A 16,952-nucleotide genomic window follows, 5' to 3' on the forward strand; every position below is an offset into this window, starting at 1 on the left:
GTCGGGCGTGGGCGAACCGGAGCGGCACACGCTGCTCGCCCGCTACTACGACACCGCGGACCTGCGGCTGGCGCGCCACGGCGTCACGCTGCGGCGCCGTCCCGCGCCCCGGGTCCCTCGCCGTTCCGGAGCGGTTCCGCCACGTGCCCGTGTGGTGGACGGCCGTCGCCGGGCCGGTCCTGGTCGCGTTCGGCGCGGTCGCCGGACGCCGCGCCGTGCGCGTCACCGGCACGGCGCTGAGCGCGGCCGTCGCGGTGGCGGCAGGTGCCGCCGCGCTCGTCCGGCGGCCCGTCCCGGGGTCCGACGACGGGCTGACGGGCGTGCCGGTGCTGGTGGCGCTGGCCGAGTCCGTCCATCGGCGGCCGCTGCACGGGCTGCGGATCGTGCTGCTGTCCGCGGGCGGCGACCCGGCCTGGCAGGACGGCGCGGCCGGGTTCGCGCTCAGCCACTTCCCGAGCCTCGCCCGCACCACCACCTGGTTCCTCGTCCTGGACGGCGTCGGCTCGGGCGAGCTGGTGCTCCTCGGCGCGGAGGGGCGGCTGCGCGGCCGCGCCTACGATCCCGCGTTCGGTGAGCTGATCGCCCGCTGCGCCGTCGAGCAGGGCCTCGCGCTCCGCCGCGTCCCGCGGTCGTTCGGCGGCTCCGCCGGCTCCGTCCCGCTGCGCGCCGGCTACACCGCGGCGTGCCTGACCTCCACCGCCCGCCAAGGCGCCGGTCCCCGCGACGGTGCCGACTACCGCTGCGTGGCGGACGCGACCCAGCTCACCGAGGCCGTCGCCCGGGCCCTGGCCGCCGCCACGCACTGACCGTCCACCGGCGGGGTGGCTAGCGCAGGGCGGCGGCTTCGGCGGCGAGCTTGCGGATGCGCTCCCAGTCACCGGCGCGGACGGCGTCGGCGGGGGTGAGCCAGGAGCCGCCGACGCAGCCGACGTTGCCCAGGGCGAGGTAGTCGGCGGCGTTGCCGGGGCTGATCCCGCCGGTCGGGCAGAACCGGATCTGCGGGAGCGGCCCGCCGATCGACTTCAGGTAGGGGATGCCGCCCGCGGCCTCGGCGGGGAAGAACTTCATGGCCGTGATCCCGTCCTCCAGCAGCGCGATCGCCTCGGAGGCCGTGGCGACGCCGGGCAGGAACGGCAGCCCGGTCGCGGCCATCGCCACCTGGAGCCGGGACGTGCAGCCGGGGCTGACGAGGAAGCGGGCGCCCGCGGCGGCGGACCGCTCCGCGTCCTCGGGCCGGACGACCGTCCCGGCGCCGACGACGGCGTCCGGGACCTCGGCGGCGATCCGGACGATCGCGTCCAGCGCCGCCGGGGTGCGGAGCGTCACCTCGATCGCCGGGAGGCCGCCGTCGACGAGGGCGCGGGCGAGCGGGACGGCGGCCTCGGCGTCGTCCAGCACCACGACGGGGATGACGGGGGCGAGGTCCAGGACGCCGTCGGCGCTCAGCTCGGCGGTCTTCTCGGCGTTCATGCGGGCTCCAGGAACTCGTGGGCGGACAGGCTCTGCGCCAGCCGGACGGTGGCGCCGACCAGCGCCGGGCCGGAATGGACGATCAGCGCGGTGGGGATCGCCCGCAGGTAGTCCTCGACGGGCGGTTTCGCCTCGAACCGGCTGCGGAACGCGCTCGCGCCCAGCACGTCGGCGATGCGCGGAAGGATTCCCCCGCCAAGATAGACGCCGCCGCGCGCGCCGAGCGTCAGCGCCACGTTGCCCGCGAGCGAGCCGAGCAGCGCGCAGAACATGCGCAGCGCCTCCGCGCAGTGCGGGTCGTCGCGCTGGACGCAGATCCGGGCGGGGTCGAGCGGCTCCGCCTCCACGCCGTCCAGCGCCGCGAGCAGCCGGTGCAGGCGGACGAGCCCGGCGCCGGACAGCACGTGCTCGGCGTTGGCCTCGCCGCGCTCGGCGCGCAGCAGGCGCATGACCGCGACCTCGCGGTCGGTCGCGACGGGGATGTCGACCTGGCCGCCCTCGCCGGGCAGCGGCACCCATCCGTCCCGCGTCGGGACGAGGCCCGCGACGCCGAGGCCGGTCCCGGGGCCGACCACGGCGACCGGCGGCGCCCCGGCGCCCCCGGCGGGAGCGGGGATCGGGCCGCCGACGGCGATCAGGTCGTCCGGGCCGAGGCGCGGGAGCGCGAGCGCCAGCGCCTCGAAGTCGTTGAGGATCTCCAGATGCGGGACTCCCAGCCGCTCGCGCACCGCCTCGGGCGTCTCGGACGGCCATCCGGCGTTGGTCAGCCGGAACCGGCCGTTCGCGACGGGCCCGGCCACCGCGAGGCACGCGGCGGACGGGCGGACCCCCGGCGCGTGCCGCTCCAGGTAGGCGAGGGCGGCCTCCGCGAGCCCGGCGTGGTCGCGCGTGGGCAGCGACTCCACGTTCCCCGGGACGCCGTCCGGGCCGTCCACCAGGGCGAACCGGGCGTTCGTGCCGCCGACGTCGGCGACCAGCCACGGGCCGCTCACGCGAACACGCCCGCGCCGCGCTCCGCCGGGCCAACGGCGCCGCGGAAGGTCTCGAACAGCTCTCGTCCCGTGCCCGTCCACGCGTGCGGGGCGGGCGCGGCCCCGGCGGGCTCGCGGGCGGCGAACTCCTCGTCCGGGACGAGCACTTCGAGGAGGTTCTTGTCGGCGTCCAGCCGGATCACGTCGCCGTCCCGGACGCGGGCCAGCGGGCCCCCGGCGGCGGCCTCCGGCGAGACGTGGATGGCGGCGGGCACCGCGCCGGACGCGCCCGACATCCGCCCGTCGGTGACCAGCGCGACGCGGTGGCCGCGGTCCTGGAGGACGGCCAGCGGCGGGGTCAGCCGGTGCAGCTCCGGCATCCCGTTCGCGCGCGGCCCCTGGTAGCGGACGACGGCGACGACGTCGCGGTCCAGCTCACCGGCGGCGAACGCGGCCTGCAGCTGCTCCTGCGACTCGAACACCCGGGCGGGCGCCTCGATCGCCCGGTGCTCGGGCCTCACCGCCGACACCTTCACGACCGCGCGGCCGAGGTTCCCGCCGACCGTGTGGAGGCCGCCGTGGGTGTCGAACGGCTCCGCCACCGGCCGCAGCACCGACAGATCGCCCGACTCGGACGCGGCGTCGCGCCACACGACCCGCCCGTCCGCGAGCTCCGGGACGCGCCGGTACACCGCGAGGGTCTCGCCGCCGACCGTCCGGGCGTCCTCGTGCAGGAGGCCCGCGTCGATCAGCTCACCGATGAGGAACGCCGTGCCGCCCGCCGCGTGGAAGTGGTTCACGTCCGCGGTGCCGTTCGGGTAGAGCCGGGTGAGCAGCGGCGTCACCTTCGACAGCTCGTCGAAGTCGTCCCAGGTCAGCTCGATGCCCGCGGCCGCGGCCATCGCGACCAGGTGCAGCGTGTGGTTGGTGGACCCGCCGGTGGCGAGCAGCGCGACGATCCCGTTGAGGAACGCGCGCTCGTCCAGCAGCTCCCCGACCGGCGTGTACTCGGACGCGAGATCGGTCAGCTTCAGCACGCGCCGCGCCGCCGCCTCGGTCAGCGCGTCCCGCAGCGGCGTGCCCGGCGGGACGAAGCTCGCGCCCGGCAGGTGCAGGCCCATGACCTCCATGAGGAGCTGGTTGGAGTTCGCCGTCCCGTAGAAGGTGCACGTCCCGGCCGAGTGGTAGGACGCGGCCTCCGCGGCGAGCAGCTCGTCCCGCCCGATCTCGCCCGCCGCGTACCGCTTGCGGACCTGCGCCTTCTTCGCGTTCGGCAGCCCCGACGCCATCGGCCCCGCCGGGACGAGGATCACCGGCAGGTGCCCGAACGACAGCGCCCCGATCACCAGCCCCGGAACGATCTTGTCGCAGACGCCGAGCAGCAGCGCCCCGTCGAACATGTCGTGCGACAGCGCCACCGCCGTCGCCATCGCCACCACGTCCCGGCTGAACAGCGACAGCTCCATGCCCGCGCGGCCCTGCGTGATCCCGTCGCACATCGCGGGCACGCCGCCCGCGAACTGCGCCGTGCCGCCCGCCGCCCGGACCGCCCCCTTGATCACGTCCGGGTAGTCCTTGAGCGGCTGGTGCGCGGACAGCATGTCGTTGTACGCGGACACGATCGCGATGTTCGGCGTGGTGTTCCCGCGCAGCCACAGCTTGTCCTGGGCACCGCAGGCCGCGAACCCGTGGGCGAGGTTCGCGCACCCCATCCCGGCGCGGACGGGGCCCTCGGTCCGGGCGTCCCGGATCCGGTTCAGGTACGCGGCGCGGCGCTCGGCGCTCCGCTCGGCGACACGCCGGGTGACGCGTTCGAGGACGGGATGGACAGCCATGCGAATGCTCCAGACCAGGAGGGACGTGCGGGGAGGACGACCGGCGTGGTGATGCGATGCCGCTGTCCGAGAAGCTACCGAGACATAGGTCACCCCGACAACCCCACTTATGAACTTCGGCTTACAAAACCCCTACCCTTACACCAACTAGACGTACCGAAGAGACCCGTGCTTGACTGGCCGGATGCCCCGCCCCGTCACCCGTCCCTCCACCAGCGGGGACGTGCTCCGCCTGATCCGGGAGGACGGCGTCGCGACCCGCGCCGAACTGGGCCGGATCACCGGGCTGTCCCGTCCCGCCGTCGCCTCCCGCGTCGCCGACCTCATCGGCCGGGGCCTCGTCGTCGAGCACGCCGACGGACCGTCCACCGGAGGCCGTCCCCCCGCCCGCCTCGCGTTCAACGCCGCCGGCGGCACCGTCCTCGTCGCCAACCTCGGCCAGTCCCGCGGCCAGCTCGCCGTGTGCGACCTCGCCGGCACCGTCCTCGCCCGCGTCGACGGGCCGCCCGCCGACGTGTCCGCCGGCAAGACCCTCCCCCGCCTCCTCGACCAGTGGTCCGAGCTCCTCGACGGCTCCGGCGTCCCGCCCGCGTCCGTCCGCGGCGTCGGCCTCGGCGTCCCCGACGCCATCGAGCACGTCGCCGGACGCTGGGACGCCGTCGACGTCGGCCCCCCGATCCGCGAGCGCTTCGGCGTCCCCGCGTACCTCGACAACGAGGTCAACGCCGCCGCCCTCGGCGAGCACCAGGCCCACCCCGGCGTCGACGACCTGCTGTTCGTCAAGGTCTCCACCGGCATCGGCGCCGGCCTCATCGCCGGGGGCCGCATCCAGCGCGGCGCGCTCGGCGCCGCCGGCGAGATCGGCCACGTGCCCGTCCCCGTCCCGCCGGACGTCCCCGCCGCCCCCTGCCGCTGCGGCAACCTCAACTGCGTCGAGGCCGTCGCGGGCGGCACGGCCCTCCTCGCCCGCTCCCCCGCCGACGACCTCCCCGGCCTCGCCGCCCTCGCCCGCTCCGGAGACGCCGGCACCATCACCCTCCTCCGCGACGCCGGCCGCCGCATCGGCGAGGTCGTCGCCACCGCCGTCAACCTCCTCAACCCCGCCGTCGTCGTCCTCGGCGGCGACCTCGTCGGCGCCGAGGAGGCCCTCATCGCGGGCGTCCGCGAGGTCGTCTACCAGCGCTCCACCGTCCTCGCCACCCGCAGCCTCCGCATCGAGCCGAGCCGCCTCGGCGAGTCCGCCGGCCTCGCCGGCTGCGCCGCCATGGTCCTCGACCGCATCCTGTCCCCCGCCACGATCGACGCCCACCCCTGACGCCCCTTGGTTCCGCCGCGGAGACCGCGCCGCGAAAAGGGAACGGCCGGTTCCCGCTTTCGCGGTCACCGGCCGTTCCGCGCTGGTGGACTTACAGCTTCGAGGTCTTGTAGGTCACGTACTCCGTGTACGGGGCGTCGAACTTGAAGCCGCCCCGGGACTCCACCTTGCAGTTGCTGTACGTGTGCTGCACGATGCCCGTCACGAACTGCTGCCGCCAGCCCCGCGTCGCCGTCATCTTGTAGCCCTTGCGCACCTTGACGGTGTCCGCGTAGCCCTTCTTGACGGTGTAGTCCCTCTCGATCCCGGCGTTCACGTGCGCCTTGACCTCCGAGAAGATCAGCGCCTTGAACGTGAGCTCGACACCGCCGGAGACGTGCCACTTCAGCGTCTCGGTCTTCTCGAAGTGGACCTGGCGGGTGATGGTGTCGCGCGTGCGGTTGCTGATGACGTCCCGCTCGCTGATCTTCTGCTTGGTCGTCTTGGAGACGACCTTCACCTTGTTCGCCGGATCGCAGTGCGGCGCCGCCGCGCTGACCGTCCTGACCTGCGAGCCGTCCGAGGACGCCAGCGCTAACGGCGCGGCGGCCAGCCCGCCGATCCCTAGCGCGGCCGCCACGGACAGGGGCACGATCTTACGCATGGAGGTTCCTTCCCGGAGCGTGATGGGAAGCCCGCCGCACCCTCTGCGCGCCGGCCCTTCCGATCTCGTTCTCGATGCGAGAAAAAGCTACGGATCGCGCTCCGGCACCAACTAGGGCCCAAGGACCCCAAGCCACCACCCCGGGGACCTCAGGGGTTCGCGCGGCGGAAGCGGGTGAGGGCCGCGCGGGCGCTCTGCGGGGAGACGCTCAGTTCCCGGCGCGCCGCCGACAGTTCGGTGTACGAGGCGTCGGAACCGGGAGCGGCGGCCCGGACGGCGTCGATGTCGAAGCGGGCTTCGTCGAACGCCGCGGCCACCGTCCGTCCGTGGTCGGCGAGCGCCGCCAGCGCGACCACGGCCGCCCGCGCCTCGGACGTCCCCTGCGCGGCGTCCGACGGGGGCAGCCGGTCGTCGAACGTGGCGAGGGCGGCCAGGACGGGCTGAAGAGGCGCGTCGTTCTCGATGGCGGCCATCCGGGTGCGCAGCTCGTCGAAGACCGGGGCCCAATCGGGGCCTGGCGCCAGGTGAGCCAGATGGCTTCGAGTACCGGCAAGCGCGTCGTACACCTCCTCCCGGACGAGCCTGCACGCCAGCGCGGACAGCGGCGCCCGGGGTTCGGTCTCGTCGTTGACCTCGATGAGGCGGCGCGTCACCCGGATCAGCTCCCGCGGCAGCCCTCCGGACAGCGCGTGCACCAGGTACACGAACGGGTCGGTCATTCCCAGGACGCGCTTCTGCAGCAGTTCCTGCGCCTCCGCCCACGACAGCGCCTCGACCATCACGACCTCGTCGAAGGCGTTCTCGAACACCGACCGCCCGGCCAGCGCCCGCCGCGCGAACACCGACCCGACCTCCTCGGCCACCGAGACCAGGTAGAAGCAGTGCGGGATCCCGAACACCGCCTTGATCTCGCTGACGAACCGCTCGGCCTGCGCGACGGACCCGATGCGGTCCACCTCGTCAATCGCGATCAGCACCCGCCGCCCGCGTGCCGCCTCGGCCTCCGCGACGTCCGCCAGGAACCGTTGGAACTCCCCGACCAGCTCGGGCAGGTTCCACGGCAGTTCCTTGGCCGTCCCGCCGCGCGCGAACCCGCCCCGGCCGCCCGGCACGTTCGCGGTGAGCGTCCAGGTGGTGGTGTGCTCCTTGCGCAGCCTCGCCACGTGGCTCCGCGCCCGCCGTACCAGCCGCGCCTGCTCCGGACGCCGGCGCCTCGCGTACACGACGACGGCCACGGCGACGAGGACGAGGAGCACGGAGCCGAGAAGCGCCAGCCCCTTCCAGCCTTGGAGAGATCGCTGTAGCTGGGAGAGGACTCGCTCCAGGTGCGCTCCCGTCCAGTGGTATGCCGTATTGAGAGACCTCTCCCAACCCAGACGCCACGCGATCAGTGCGAACAGGGACAGCCAGAAGAGCGCTTGCCCTACCAGGCTGAGCGCGGCCCGCGCCAACCGCGGAATTCGCTCCCGGTCGCCCCTCGAACGCCGTTCATGGCACTCGACATACTTCTCGCAGAGCCGCTGGAAGAGTTCCACAAGGAAGTCCTTGGGCACGTATTCCGCAGGCGCCGACACCTTGAGCGCGAACTGGTCGGGTTCCTGGACGAGTGAGCGCAGGAGCGTCGATTTCCCGGCCCCTCTGGGCCCGGCGATCGCGATGCTCGCCGAGTCCGAACGGTCCAGCGTGGCCTCCACCCGGGCCCTGGACCTGGTCGGTACGAACAGCCCGAGGTCGTGGACGCGCTTGAGCCCACCGGTCTCGTACTCGTACAGGTAGCGGTAGAAGTCCGCGCCGAGCAGCCCGTTGACGATCCGCGTCAACTCGGGGACGAGCACCGCGTCCCGAGCCTCCTCCAGCCATGCCTTCTCGGCTTCCGCGGCGGCCTTGCGGTAGGGCCCGTCCCCGAGGATGAGAATGGCCGGGTACCCAGATCCCCAATGCTTCGGGTCCGCCTTTCTCGCAAGATAGAGGACCACGAAATAGCTGAGGAGGCCGGGCAGGAAGGCCTTCGGCTGTCCCAAGGGAAGTACCAGGCAGACTCCGGAGAGAGCAGCCCCGGCGAAGAGCAAGAACGCCCCGTGCAGCGGGCGCCGAAACTGGAAGGCCGCGACGCCCATCCCGACGAGCGCCCCGCCGAGAAGGAACAACAGGGAACTGGCACTGAAGAAACTCGATACGGCGAAAGCGGCGGGCCCCGCACGCAACGCCACGAGGAACAGCAGGCTCCGACTCACCGTGATGACGAGCTGCCACCGCCCACCTGGACGGTCGGCGGCCTGCCGGCGCAACCGGGTGAACTTCTCCTCCAGCTGGTTCAGGCTGCGCCTTGTCTCCGCGGCGCGCTCGTGCGTCGCGAGCTTGCGGGCTTCCTCACTCACATAAGCGAGGTCAAGCCGGACGAGCACGGCGTCGGCCTCAACGTGACCGTCCTGGACATAGCCCCTGACGCGCTGGTCGTCCAAGCATGCGCGGGCGTGCTCGACGAGTATGCGCTCCTCGTCACCGCACAGGGACGTGCGGTCGGCGCCGGGAGCGTCCGCGAGGAGCTCGGCGACGGACAGGCCCCGAAGAAGATCGCCCGGCTCGCGCAGGTACCGGCCGTCGGCGTCCCGCTCCTCCAAGGCGGCGACGGCCTGCGAGAACCGCCAGGGCCGCGACAGCTCGCGGCCGAGCAACGTACCGGGGCGTGCCGCGATCTCATCGAGGACGGGCCGCCAACGCTCCGGCTCGGCGGCCGTCCGCGCCACCTCGACGCGCTGCCGACCCGGCCGCATCGGGACGATCTCCGCGACCGTGCAGGGCGCCGGCGGCTCCTCGGGCGTGCGGGCACGCTGGCCGACGATCACCCGGGTCCGCGGACGCCGACGAAGGTGTTTCACGACCCGCTCGACGTCGTCCTCGCCAAGGTCGTCGAGCACCGGCAGGACCATCTGCTCCCGGTCGAGGAGCCGGGCGTCGGCCGCGCTCAGGCCGTGTCCCTCCAGCACGGCGATGATCCAGCCGCCGAGGTCGGCACCGGCCGGACGCCGGTCGGGGTCGAGGCGCACCGGGACGGGGTCTCCGGATCCGCGTTCGGCGAGTATGCGCAGGACGAGGTCGATGATCCGGGCGGTCTTCCCACTGCCCGGCCCGCCGACGACGGCGAACCAGACCGGCCGCCGCTCACGCCAGTCCGCCAGCACGTCCTCACCCCACGAGCACGACCGGGGGTCGGCACCCGCATGCAGGACGATCTCCACCCCGTCCGGCCTGCCCGGCCCACCGATGAGACGCCCCAGAGCCTCCCACTCGGCCGCGCAGACGGCATCGGCGAGCCGCCGGGTGACGTCGGACAACTCCTCGCCCTCGGAGGGCGCCATCCGCAGCATCGGACACACGAAACCAGCATGTGTGATCCATCGGCACCAATGTACGTATTCCGCCATTGCGAAAAGCCGCCCATCGTGCTGCCGACTCCACGTCCGAGCGCGCCTTCCGCCACGTCCAGGGCATCGACGAATCAGGCGACTACCGGTGCGCGGCACTGGGCCACTATCGGCCAGCCGGAAAACAGCTCAGCGATCAAACTCCCCACGCCGAATCCGCCCCACCAACCCACCGAACCCTTGGGGCGCGAACCCGAGTCGAGCCCCTGAAGGATCTTTAGAGTCCCTCACCCGGACCACTTCACCCACCCGCGCGACCTCAACGCACGCATTGTCGTTGACACCGCCGCTATGGGAACTCTTCCGCCACTCGGTCACGACACCTGCCTGGACCTTCCCGTTCAAGAACGCGCGACAGCGTCCGGCCGCTCTGCTCCAGGGCTGCCAGTGAGCCAGCGGCCGTCCTCAACGATCGAAGTCGCCTCGGCGGATGCGCGTCACCAGCCCAAGGAAAGCACGGGGCGCGAGCCCAAGTCGAGGTCCGCGCGGATCCTTCGAGTCCCGTACCCCGACCGACTCACCTAGCCGGGCAATCTCGACGCACACGTCGTCATTGCCGCTACCCGTATAGGAACTCTTCCGCCACTCGGTCACAACACCTCTCCTGTATGGCCGTCCAGGACCTCAAGGCAGCCTGGCCTGGCAACTGCCACTCTGAGCATCATTGGCCAGGCGGTGGAGGCGATCAGCGACCGAGCTCCCCATTCCGAATCCGCGCCACCAGATCGCCGAACTCTCGCGGCGCGAATCCGAGCCGAGCCCCAGCAGGATCCTTCGAGTCCCTCACCCCGACCCGATCCCCCAGCCAAGCCACCTCAACGCACGCATCATCGTTCCCACCACCGCTATACGTGCTCTTCCGCCACGTGATCACTCGTACGTCCTCATCGTCCGATCGATCAGTTCCAACGAGGCGTCCCGGGAAAGGGCGAGCGCCCCGATCTGCTCGAACCGTATCGCAAGGGTCGCAGCCTCGTCACCGGCCTCGATGAGGCGTCCGCCGATCTGGGCTCCGGCATAGGCCAGCTCCCGAAAGTTGATCTTAAGGAGCTGGAACGAGCCGTCGTGCCCCGGATGCCATCCAACCGATCTAGAGACGATGCGAACCATGTTGCGCGGACTCTCGACCAGTTTGAGAAGATGCGCGAGCTGATCGCGCATGACCCCGCGGTCACCGGGCGGGCTTTCGATGACCTCCTGGTCCAGCAGAATCCAGAGATAGGGCGGCTCTGGACGATCAAGGATCTCCTGCCGTTTCATCCGCGCCTGGCTCTCGCTTTCGACCTCGGTCAATCGGCCTGCCACTCGCAGCAGCGCTTGCGCGTACGCTGCGGTCTGGGCAAGCGAAGGGACCGTCTTCCCGTGGTACATCCGGATGATCCCGGCAGCCCTCTCATATTGGATGTACTGCTTGAACCAGTCGGGGTCGTGGCCGGTGCGGGCGTAGTAGAGCAGGCGCTGGAAGTGCCCGCCCGTGTTCCATGCCTCGTCGAGAAGGACCATGTGATCGTCGTTGGGACGGAACCGTCCGGCCTCCCAATTCGATACGGTGCCGCGCGTGACCTTGACGATCAACGCCGTCTGGGCCAGCGAGAGGCCTCGCTGGGTGCGGTGAAACCACAGGTCGAAGGCCAGCCAGGCCCACAGCGACGAGTTCGGGTCGATGGTCTCGCGCACGCTCATGACGGCTCCGTTGTATCGCGTGGTTTGCAATTCATCGCAGAGTAGAACGCGGAAGCCGATCCTGTACGGCAGTTATCGGATGACAGGGCGGCGGAGATGGGCGATCACGGGACACGAGAGATTAACTGCAATTCGGGCGAAATACGGATGACTCTGCTCGCGGTGGACTCATCGGTGGCGCTGGCGCGGGAGCTGGTGCGATACACGCTCACCAACTGGTGTTATGGACGGACACTGGTCGACGAATCGATTCTCGTCATGAGTGAGATCGCGACGAATGCCATCAAGGCGGCGCCCGGGCGGCATATCCGGATTCGGATCGCCGTGCTGGGCGGTGCCCCACTGCTGGAGTGCTGGGATCCGGCGCCGGGGGTGCCGGTGCCGCGGGACGCGGAGCTGGACGACGTCAGCGGGCGCGGGCTCGCGCTCGTCGCCGCCTACGCGAAGGACATCGGCGTCCGCCCGTCCGGTACCGGGATCGGCAAGGTCGTCTGGGCCCTCATGCCCGCCTGAGTCGAGCGGGTGTCCGCGCGAGGCGGGTCTGAGACACTGCCAGGACCGGTTGATGACGGATAGCGGCTTCTGTCGCTGTGAGCGGGAGGAGACGCGTGCGCGATCCACGGCCTCCCGTCACCGCTGTCGGCCTCCGGCTGTTGGTCGTCATCGCCGGTCTGCTGGGGTTCGTCGCCGCCTCGCCCACCGCCGCCGCCCAACTCACCGTCCGCACTCCCGCCACGGCATCCGCCAGCGGGGAGCAGCGGGCCGCGGCGAGCCCGGTCGCGGCGGTCCGTTCATCGCGCGCCGTCGCGGTGGCCGTTCGGGACGCCGGGGTCACCGGCTTCGCGGCGATTGCTGTCCTTCCGTCCGAGATGCGCTTGGACGTCGCGGCGCACTTCATCGGGCGCGCTGCGGCCCGTGCAGGACGTCCGTCCACCCTTCGGGGTCCAGCTGCGCGCGGTCGTTCCCCTCCGTCTTCCACGAATTCCGAACTGACCTGACCGGATTCGTGGAGGTAGACCTTTGTCCCGCGCCAACGCGGCGCGGGCACTGCTGGCATTGGCAGTGCTCGCCGCGTCGCTTTTCCTTGCCCTGACCCAACCCGCACGGCTGGGCCTCGACCTTCGAGGCGGGACCCAGATCGTGCTCGAAGCACAGGACTCGCCGCAGGCCAAGGTGGACGCCAAGTCCACCGACCGTGCCCGGAAGGTGCTCGAACGCCGCGTCAACGCCTTGGGCGTGGCGGAGGCGTCGCTCACCCGGTCCGGGGAGCGGCGCATCATCGTTGAACTGCCCGATGTGCAGGACCCGAGCCAGGCCGCGGCCGTCCTCGGACGGACGGCGCAGCTCACCGCGCATCCCGTCCGGACCGATGACGGCAGCGCGAAACAGGGCGAACGGGTCGTGCCCGACGAGCGGGGCGGGCGCATCATCATCGGTCCGGCCGCGCTGACCGGCGAGGGCGTCTCCGGCGCCGACGCGGGGCTCGACCCGCAGAACGGCGGCTGGTACGTCAACGTCGACTTCCGCGGCTCCGGCGACCGCGCCTGGCAGCGGGTCACCGCCCAGGCCGCCTGCGCCGCCGGGGACGAGCGCCGGATCGCGTTCGTCCTGGACGGACGGGTGATCTCGTCCCCACAGGTCGCTGAGGACACGCCCTGCGGCGTGGGGATCACCGGCGGCTCCACGCGGATCACGGGCACCTTCACCGCCGGGGAGGCCAAGGACCTGGCCGCCCTCATCGAGGGCGGTTCGCTGCCGGTCCCCGTGAAGATCATCGAGCAGCGGGTGGTCGGGCCCACGCTGGGCGATGAAGCGATCAAGGCGAGCCGGCAGGCCGCGGTCATCGGCGTCGTCCTGACCGGGGTGTTCATCGTCGCCGTCTACCGGCTGGTCGGTCTCCTGGCCGCGGCCGCGCTAGCGTGCTACGCGCTGATCTCCTACGCCGCGCTCGTCGCGGTCGGCGCGACGCTGACCCTGCCCGGGTTGGCCGGGTTCGTCCTGGCGATCGGCATGGCGATCGACGCGAACGTGCTGGCGTTCGAGCGGGCCCGCGAGGAGTACCGGGCGGCACCGCGACGCGGCGTCCGGTCGGCTCTGGCCACCGGATTCGACCGGGCCTGGTCGGCGGTGGCCGACTCGAACATCACCACGCTGCTCGCCGCCGGGCTGCTGTTCTTTCTGGCGTCCGGGCCGGTGCGCGGCTTCGGCGTCACGCTGTCCATCGGCGTGCTGGCCTCGCTGGTGTCGGCCATGCTGATCAGTCGCGTCCTCACCGAGGCGGCGGTCGGCCGCCGCGCCGTCGCGCGCCGGCCGTGGCTGACCGGCCTCGGCACCGCCGGACGCCTGCGCGCCTGGCTGGAACGCCGCGATCCCGACCTGATGCGGCACCGGCGGCTGTACCTCGCCGTCTCCGGACTGGCCGTGGCGGTGGCCGTCTCCGGGATCTTCGTCCGCGGGCTGGACCTCGGCGTCGAGTTCACCGGCGGGCGCCTGGTGCAGTACTCGACGAGCCGTCCGGTGAACGCCGACGACGCCCGCGCCGCCGTCTCGTCGGCCGGGTTCCCGCGCGCGGTGGTGCAGACGTCCGGCAAGGACGGCATCTCGGTGCGCACGCGGGCGCTCACCAACGCCGAGGAGCGGCGCGTCCAGGACGCGCTGGCCGAGCGGGGCGGCACCGTCACCAAGCAGCGCGACGAGTTGATCGGCCCCACGCTGGGCGGCGAGATGCGCCGCAAGGCCGTGATCGTCCTCGCCGTGGCGCTGACGGCGCAGCTCGGCTACCTGGCGATCCGGTTCCGCTGGACGTTCGGGGCGGGCGCCGTACTGGCCATGTTCCACGACATCGCCATCGTGACCGGGCTGTTCGCGTGGCTCGGCAAGCCCGTGGACGGCGTCTTCCTGGCCGCGCTGCTGACGATCATCGGCTACTCGGTGAACGACTCGGTCGTCGTATTCGACCGGATCCGCGAGCTCTGGCGGGCCGCCCCCAGGGCCCCGTTCGCGCGGATCGCCGGGCAGGGCGCCCTCCAGACCGTCCCGCGCACGCTGAACACCGGCATGGGCGCGATCTTCATCCTGGCGGCGCTGGCCCTGCTGGGCGGCGACTCCCTGACGGACTTCGCCATCGCGCTCCTCGTCGGCATCGGTGTCGGAACCTACTCCAGCGTCTTCACCGCCACGCCCCTCGCGGTCGTCTTCCAACACCGCAGCAAGGCCCCAGCACCCCGTCCCGAGACGAAACACAAACCCCACCACCACCCAGGCAACTCCGGCGCCGTCATCTGACGCGAACGCGCCTCCCGGCGGGCAGAACGAACGACCCCCGAACGCCCCCCAAACCCGCCGGGAGGCCCCCGCACACCCACCGGCCACTCCGCACCGGCGGGGCCGACGTCATCCGGCGACGGTCAGGACGTAGTCGACGGAGACGCGGAAGTCGCCGCTGGTCCCGCGGATGGCGACCGCGTGCCGACCGGCGGCCAGCGGAGCCGAGGAGGCCCAGAGCCCGCAGCCCATGGTGTCGATCCGTCCGTCCGACTCGGTGACGGGGTTGCCCTCCACGCCCGTCACGGTGATCGGGGTGGCGTTCCAGCGCAGGACGGGGAGCTTGCGGCCGTCGACCGTCACGGAGCCGGACGCGGACGCCATGAAGCCGGCGCAGTCGTTCGCGGAGCCGTGCAGGTTGACGATGGGCGCCACCAGCGTGCGCCGCGCGGGAACGGCGCACCGGCGCCGCACCGAACCGCCGAACGTGCCCGCGAGGAACCAGAGGTCTCCGGCCTGGCCGACGGCGCAGTGGGCGCCGGACCTGTCCTCCACAGGATTGCGGCCGGACGGCGCGCCGGCGGCCCAGCTCCACCAGTCGCCCTGCACCTTCCCGGGGTCGAGCTTCCCCGCGGACGCCGACCGTCCGGGGGGAGAGGACACGGCCTTCGTCGCTTCCGCCTGGGCGGCACGCGGTGATCGCGGGGTGTCGCCCGACTCGCCGCCCGTGCAGCCTGCGGCGAGCCCGAGCAGCAGGAGTGAGATGACCAGTCGCCCACGGAGCATCGGCACACATTAGCGACATCTCCGACTCAGCGGCCGGGGATCGCGGACGACCGTCGCGCGTGTTCAGGGGTGGAGGGTTTTGTCGGGGGGGCCTACTAGCGTTCTTGTGAAGCGGACGGTGAGGGCGTCGTTCTCGGGGGCGCAGCAGTAGGGGCCCGCCTGGGCGGGGACGCCGGCGGGGAAGGGGGCCAGGCGGATCATGTGCCAGGGGTCGTCGCCGGCGCGGGCGCGGACGGTGACCGCGTCGCCGCTGCGGCTGGCGCGGACGGTGACCTCGCGGCCCGCCCAGTCCACGGGGGCGGACGACCAGTCGGAGGCGCCGTGCGTGACGACGGCCCCGAGCTGAAGCGCTCCGTCGCAGTACTCGACGCCGGCCTTGATCCAGGTGGCCGCGTCGAGGCGGACGAGCACGCCCGCCTGGTCGAACTGGGTGTCGTAGGCGGCGACGAACGACACCTCGACGGCCGCTTCGGCGGCGAAGGGCGCGAGGAGGGCGTGGCCGCCGTCGCGGTCGTAGCCGTAGGACGTCGTCCGCCAGAAGTCGCTGCCGCGCTCGGCGGTGACGAGGAGGTGCGGGCCGTCCTCGGCGACGGCGGGCGGCGGGTTCAGCCATTCTCCGGTGAACATCTCGCGGAATCTACGGCAGAGGTGGGGTTTCCTCCACCGCTGTGGCGGGATTTCTCCCCCGGTGCTCGGGTGGCTGGGCCCAGTGTCGAGCGGGCCTTCCGGCGGCCAGAGTTGTGCGTTGACGGAGACGGCCCGGCACGGAGGACGGAATGGCGAACCAAGTGATCGGCGTTCGCGGGGGCTGGGCGCTGCGGTCGGCGCGGCCCCTGGTGACGGAGGTGGCCCTGCTGCTGGGCCTGTTCGCCTTCTACAAGTGGGGACGGACCCTGTTCGAGAGCGGGCCCGGCGAGGCGATGGCGAACGCGAGGTCGCTGTGGGCGTTCGAGCGGTCGTGGCTACCGGACGAGGTGGGCCTCCAGCACTGGGCGCTGGAGTGGGGCCATACGGCGTTCCTCGCGAATCTGTACTACGTGAGCGTCCATTTCCCGGGGACGGCGCTGCTGCTGGTGTGGCTGTACACGCGGCACCGGTCGTCCTACAAGAGGGTGCGGAACGAGCTGGTGCTGATGACGGCGGCGGGGCTGGTCGTGCACGCGCTGTTCCCGCTGGCGCCGCCCAGGCTCGCCGGGATCGGCGCCGTGGACACGATGCTGACCGTGGGCCCGTCGGCGTATCCGAAGGCGGCGGACGGGATCGCGAACCAGTACGCGGCGATGCCGTCGCTGCACATCGGGTGGGCGCTGCTCGTCGCGGTGGCGGTGGTGCGGGTGTCGTCGAGCCGGTGGCGGTGGGTCGTCGCGCTGCACGCCCCGGTGACGGTGTTCGTGGTGGTCGTCACGGCGAACCACTACTGGACGGACGGGCTCGTCGCCGCCGCACTCCTGGGCGGCGCGATGCTGGTGGTGCGGGCGCAGGCGCGGTGGCTGCCCGCGGAGCCGTGGGCGGCGGCCCGGGCGGTGCGGTGGCTGCCCGCGGAGCGGTGGGCGGCGGCGC

The 16,952-nt window shown here is 72.3% G+C and carries 14 protein-coding genes and 2 pseudogenes; 5 read left to right on the forward strand and 11 right to left on the reverse strand.

Annotated features, from left to right (window positions below):
* Positions 1 to 806, forward strand: a pseudogene (locus E1300_RS15355) (hypothetical protein); the annotation flags it as partial.
* A gap of 19 nt (positions 807 to 825) precedes the next feature.
* On the opposite strand, the gene eda reads toward E1300_RS15355, so the two are convergent.
* Genes eda through edd form a run of 3 tightly spaced genes read right to left on the reverse strand, consistent with a single transcriptional unit; the run spans position 826 to position 4,276 of the window.
* The gene (eda, locus tag E1300_RS15360) at positions 826 to 1,470 is read right to left on the reverse strand and encodes a bifunctional 4-hydroxy-2-oxoglutarate aldolase/2-dehydro-3-deoxy-phosphogluconate aldolase (RefSeq protein ID WP_131757674.1); all 645 of its coding nucleotides are present in this window, start codon (positions 1,468 to 1,470) and stop codon (positions 826 to 828) included.
* On the reverse strand, positions 1,467 to 2,462 hold the full coding sequence (gene glk, locus E1300_RS15365) for a glucokinase (RefSeq protein ID WP_131757675.1): 996 nt from the start codon (positions 2,460 to 2,462) through the stop codon (positions 1,467 to 1,469). The genes eda and glk overlap by 4 nt, the downstream gene beginning before the upstream one ends.
* On the reverse strand, positions 2,459 to 4,276 hold the full coding sequence (gene edd, locus E1300_RS15370; protein WP_131757676.1) for a phosphogluconate dehydratase: 1,818 nt from the start codon (positions 4,274 to 4,276) through the stop codon (positions 2,459 to 2,461). The genes glk and edd overlap by 4 nt, the downstream gene beginning before the upstream one ends.
* A 184-nt stretch (positions 4,277 to 4,460) precedes the next feature.
* Here edd and E1300_RS15375 point away from each other — a divergent pair, with 184 nt between their 5' ends.
* Positions 4,461 to 5,591: an ROK family transcriptional regulator gene (locus E1300_RS15375; RefSeq protein WP_131757677.1), complete on the forward strand. Its 1,131-nt coding sequence runs from the start codon at positions 4,461 to 4,463 to the stop codon at positions 5,589 to 5,591.
* Positions 5,592 to 5,682: 91 nt separating this feature from the next.
* Here E1300_RS15375 and E1300_RS15380 read toward each other — a convergent pair whose 3' ends face one another.
* From E1300_RS15380 to E1300_RS15405, 6 genes are all read right to left on the reverse strand, one after another.
* On the reverse strand, positions 5,683 to 6,234 hold the full coding sequence (locus E1300_RS15380; RefSeq protein ID WP_131757678.1) for a hypothetical protein: 552 nt from the start codon (positions 6,232 to 6,234) through the stop codon (positions 5,683 to 5,685).
* Positions 6,235 to 6,383: 149 nt separating this feature from the next.
* A complete protein-coding gene (locus E1300_RS15385) occupies positions 6,384 to 9,593 on the reverse strand; it encodes an ATP-binding protein (RefSeq protein ID WP_131757679.1) in 3,210 nt (1,069 codons plus the stop codon).
* Between the two features lie 195 nt (positions 9,594 to 9,788).
* Positions 9,789 to 9,977, reverse strand: a complete 189-nt coding sequence (locus tag E1300_RS15390) for a DUF397 domain-containing protein (protein WP_131757680.1) — start codon at positions 9,975 to 9,977, stop codon at positions 9,789 to 9,791.
* 87 nt (positions 9,978 to 10,064) lie between these two features.
* Positions 10,065 to 10,253: a DUF397 domain-containing protein gene (locus tag E1300_RS15395; protein WP_131757681.1), complete on the reverse strand. Its 189-nt coding sequence runs from the start codon at positions 10,251 to 10,253 to the stop codon at positions 10,065 to 10,067.
* A gap of 91 nt (positions 10,254 to 10,344) precedes the next feature.
* Positions 10,345 to 10,533 carry a DUF397 domain-containing protein gene (locus tag E1300_RS15400; protein WP_131757682.1) on the reverse strand — a complete coding sequence of 63 codons (189 nt, stop codon included), beginning with the start codon at positions 10,531 to 10,533 and terminating at the stop codon, positions 10,345 to 10,347.
* Positions 10,530 to 11,342 (reverse strand): helix-turn-helix domain-containing protein, encoded by an 813-nt coding sequence (locus tag E1300_RS15405; protein WP_131757683.1) that lies wholly within the window; start codon positions 11,340 to 11,342, stop codon positions 10,530 to 10,532. Before E1300_RS15405 ends, E1300_RS15400 begins: the two co-directional genes overlap by 4 nt.
* 147 nt (positions 11,343 to 11,489) lie before the next feature.
* Between E1300_RS15405 and E1300_RS15410 the strand changes: the two genes are divergently transcribed.
* Complete coding sequence (locus tag E1300_RS15410) at positions 11,490 to 11,855, forward strand: ATP-binding protein (RefSeq protein WP_165502851.1); 366 nt, start codon at positions 11,490 to 11,492, stop codon at positions 11,853 to 11,855.
* A gap of 507 nt (positions 11,856 to 12,362) precedes the next feature.
* Positions 12,363 to 14,627, forward strand: coding sequence for a protein translocase subunit SecD (gene secD, locus E1300_RS15415; RefSeq protein WP_131757685.1), 2,265 nt, complete (start codon positions 12,363 to 12,365; stop codon positions 14,625 to 14,627).
* A gap of 108 nt (positions 14,628 to 14,735) precedes the next feature.
* Here the strand turns inward: secD and E1300_RS51565 are convergent, their stop codons facing one another.
* Both E1300_RS51565 and E1300_RS15425 read right to left on the reverse strand, forming a co-directional pair.
* Positions 14,736 to 15,392, reverse strand: coding sequence for a signal protein (locus E1300_RS51565; RefSeq protein ID WP_207399757.1), 657 nt, complete (start codon positions 15,390 to 15,392; stop codon positions 14,736 to 14,738).
* A 63-nt stretch (positions 15,393 to 15,455) separates the two neighbouring features.
* Positions 15,456 to 16,019 (reverse strand): DUF1349 domain-containing protein, encoded by a 564-nt coding sequence (locus E1300_RS15425; RefSeq protein ID WP_131757686.1) that lies wholly within the window; start codon positions 16,017 to 16,019, stop codon positions 15,456 to 15,458.
* A gap of 293 nt (positions 16,020 to 16,312) precedes the next feature.
* Between E1300_RS15425 and E1300_RS52480 the strand changes: the two are divergent.
* A pseudogene (locus E1300_RS52480) lies at positions 16,313 to 16,846 on the forward strand (phosphatase PAP2 family protein); the annotation flags it as partial.
* Between the last annotated feature and the right edge of the window lie 106 nt (positions 16,847 to 16,952).

The sequence above is a fragment of the Actinomadura fibrosa genome (assembly GCF_900659615.1).
GTDB classification, from domain to species: Bacteria; Actinomycetota; Actinomycetes; order Streptosporangiales; family Streptosporangiaceae; genus Spirillospora; species Spirillospora fibrosa.

What these genes read in the sequence shown, in the direction of transcription:
- eda (WP_131757674.1), bottom strand. Translation starts at nt 1,470, where the DNA reads ATGAACGCCGAGAAGACCGCCGAGCTGAGCGCCGACGGCGTCCTGGAC.
- edd (WP_131757676.1), bottom strand. Translation starts at nt 4,276, where the DNA reads ATGGCTGTCCATCCCGTCCTCGAACGCGTCACCCGGCGTGTCGCCGAG.
- E1300_RS15375 (WP_131757677.1), top strand. Translation starts at nt 4,461, where the DNA reads ATGCCCCGCCCCGTCACCCGTCCCTCCACCAGCGGGGACGTGCTCCGC.
- E1300_RS15380 (WP_131757678.1), bottom strand. Translation starts at nt 6,234, where the DNA reads ATGCGTAAGATCGTGCCCCTGTCCGTGGCGGCCGCGCTAGGGATCGGC.
- E1300_RS15385 (WP_131757679.1), bottom strand. Translation starts at nt 9,593, where the DNA reads ATGGCGCCCTCCGAGGGCGAGGAGTTGTCCGACGTCACCCGGCGGCTC.
- E1300_RS15405 (WP_131757683.1), bottom strand. Translation starts at nt 11,342, where the DNA reads ATGAGCGTGCGCGAGACCATCGACCCGAACTCGTCGCTGTGGGCCTGG.
- E1300_RS15410 (WP_165502851.1), top strand. Translation starts at nt 11,490, where the DNA reads ATGACTCTGCTCGCGGTGGACTCATCGGTGGCGCTGGCGCGGGAGCTG.
- E1300_RS51565 (WP_207399757.1), bottom strand. Translation starts at nt 15,392, where the DNA reads ATGCTCCGTGGGCGACTGGTCATCTCACTCCTGCTGCTCGGGCTCGCC.
- E1300_RS15425 (WP_131757686.1), bottom strand. Translation starts at nt 16,019, where the DNA reads ATGTTCACCGGAGAATGGCTGAACCCGCCGCCCGCCGTCGCCGAGGAC.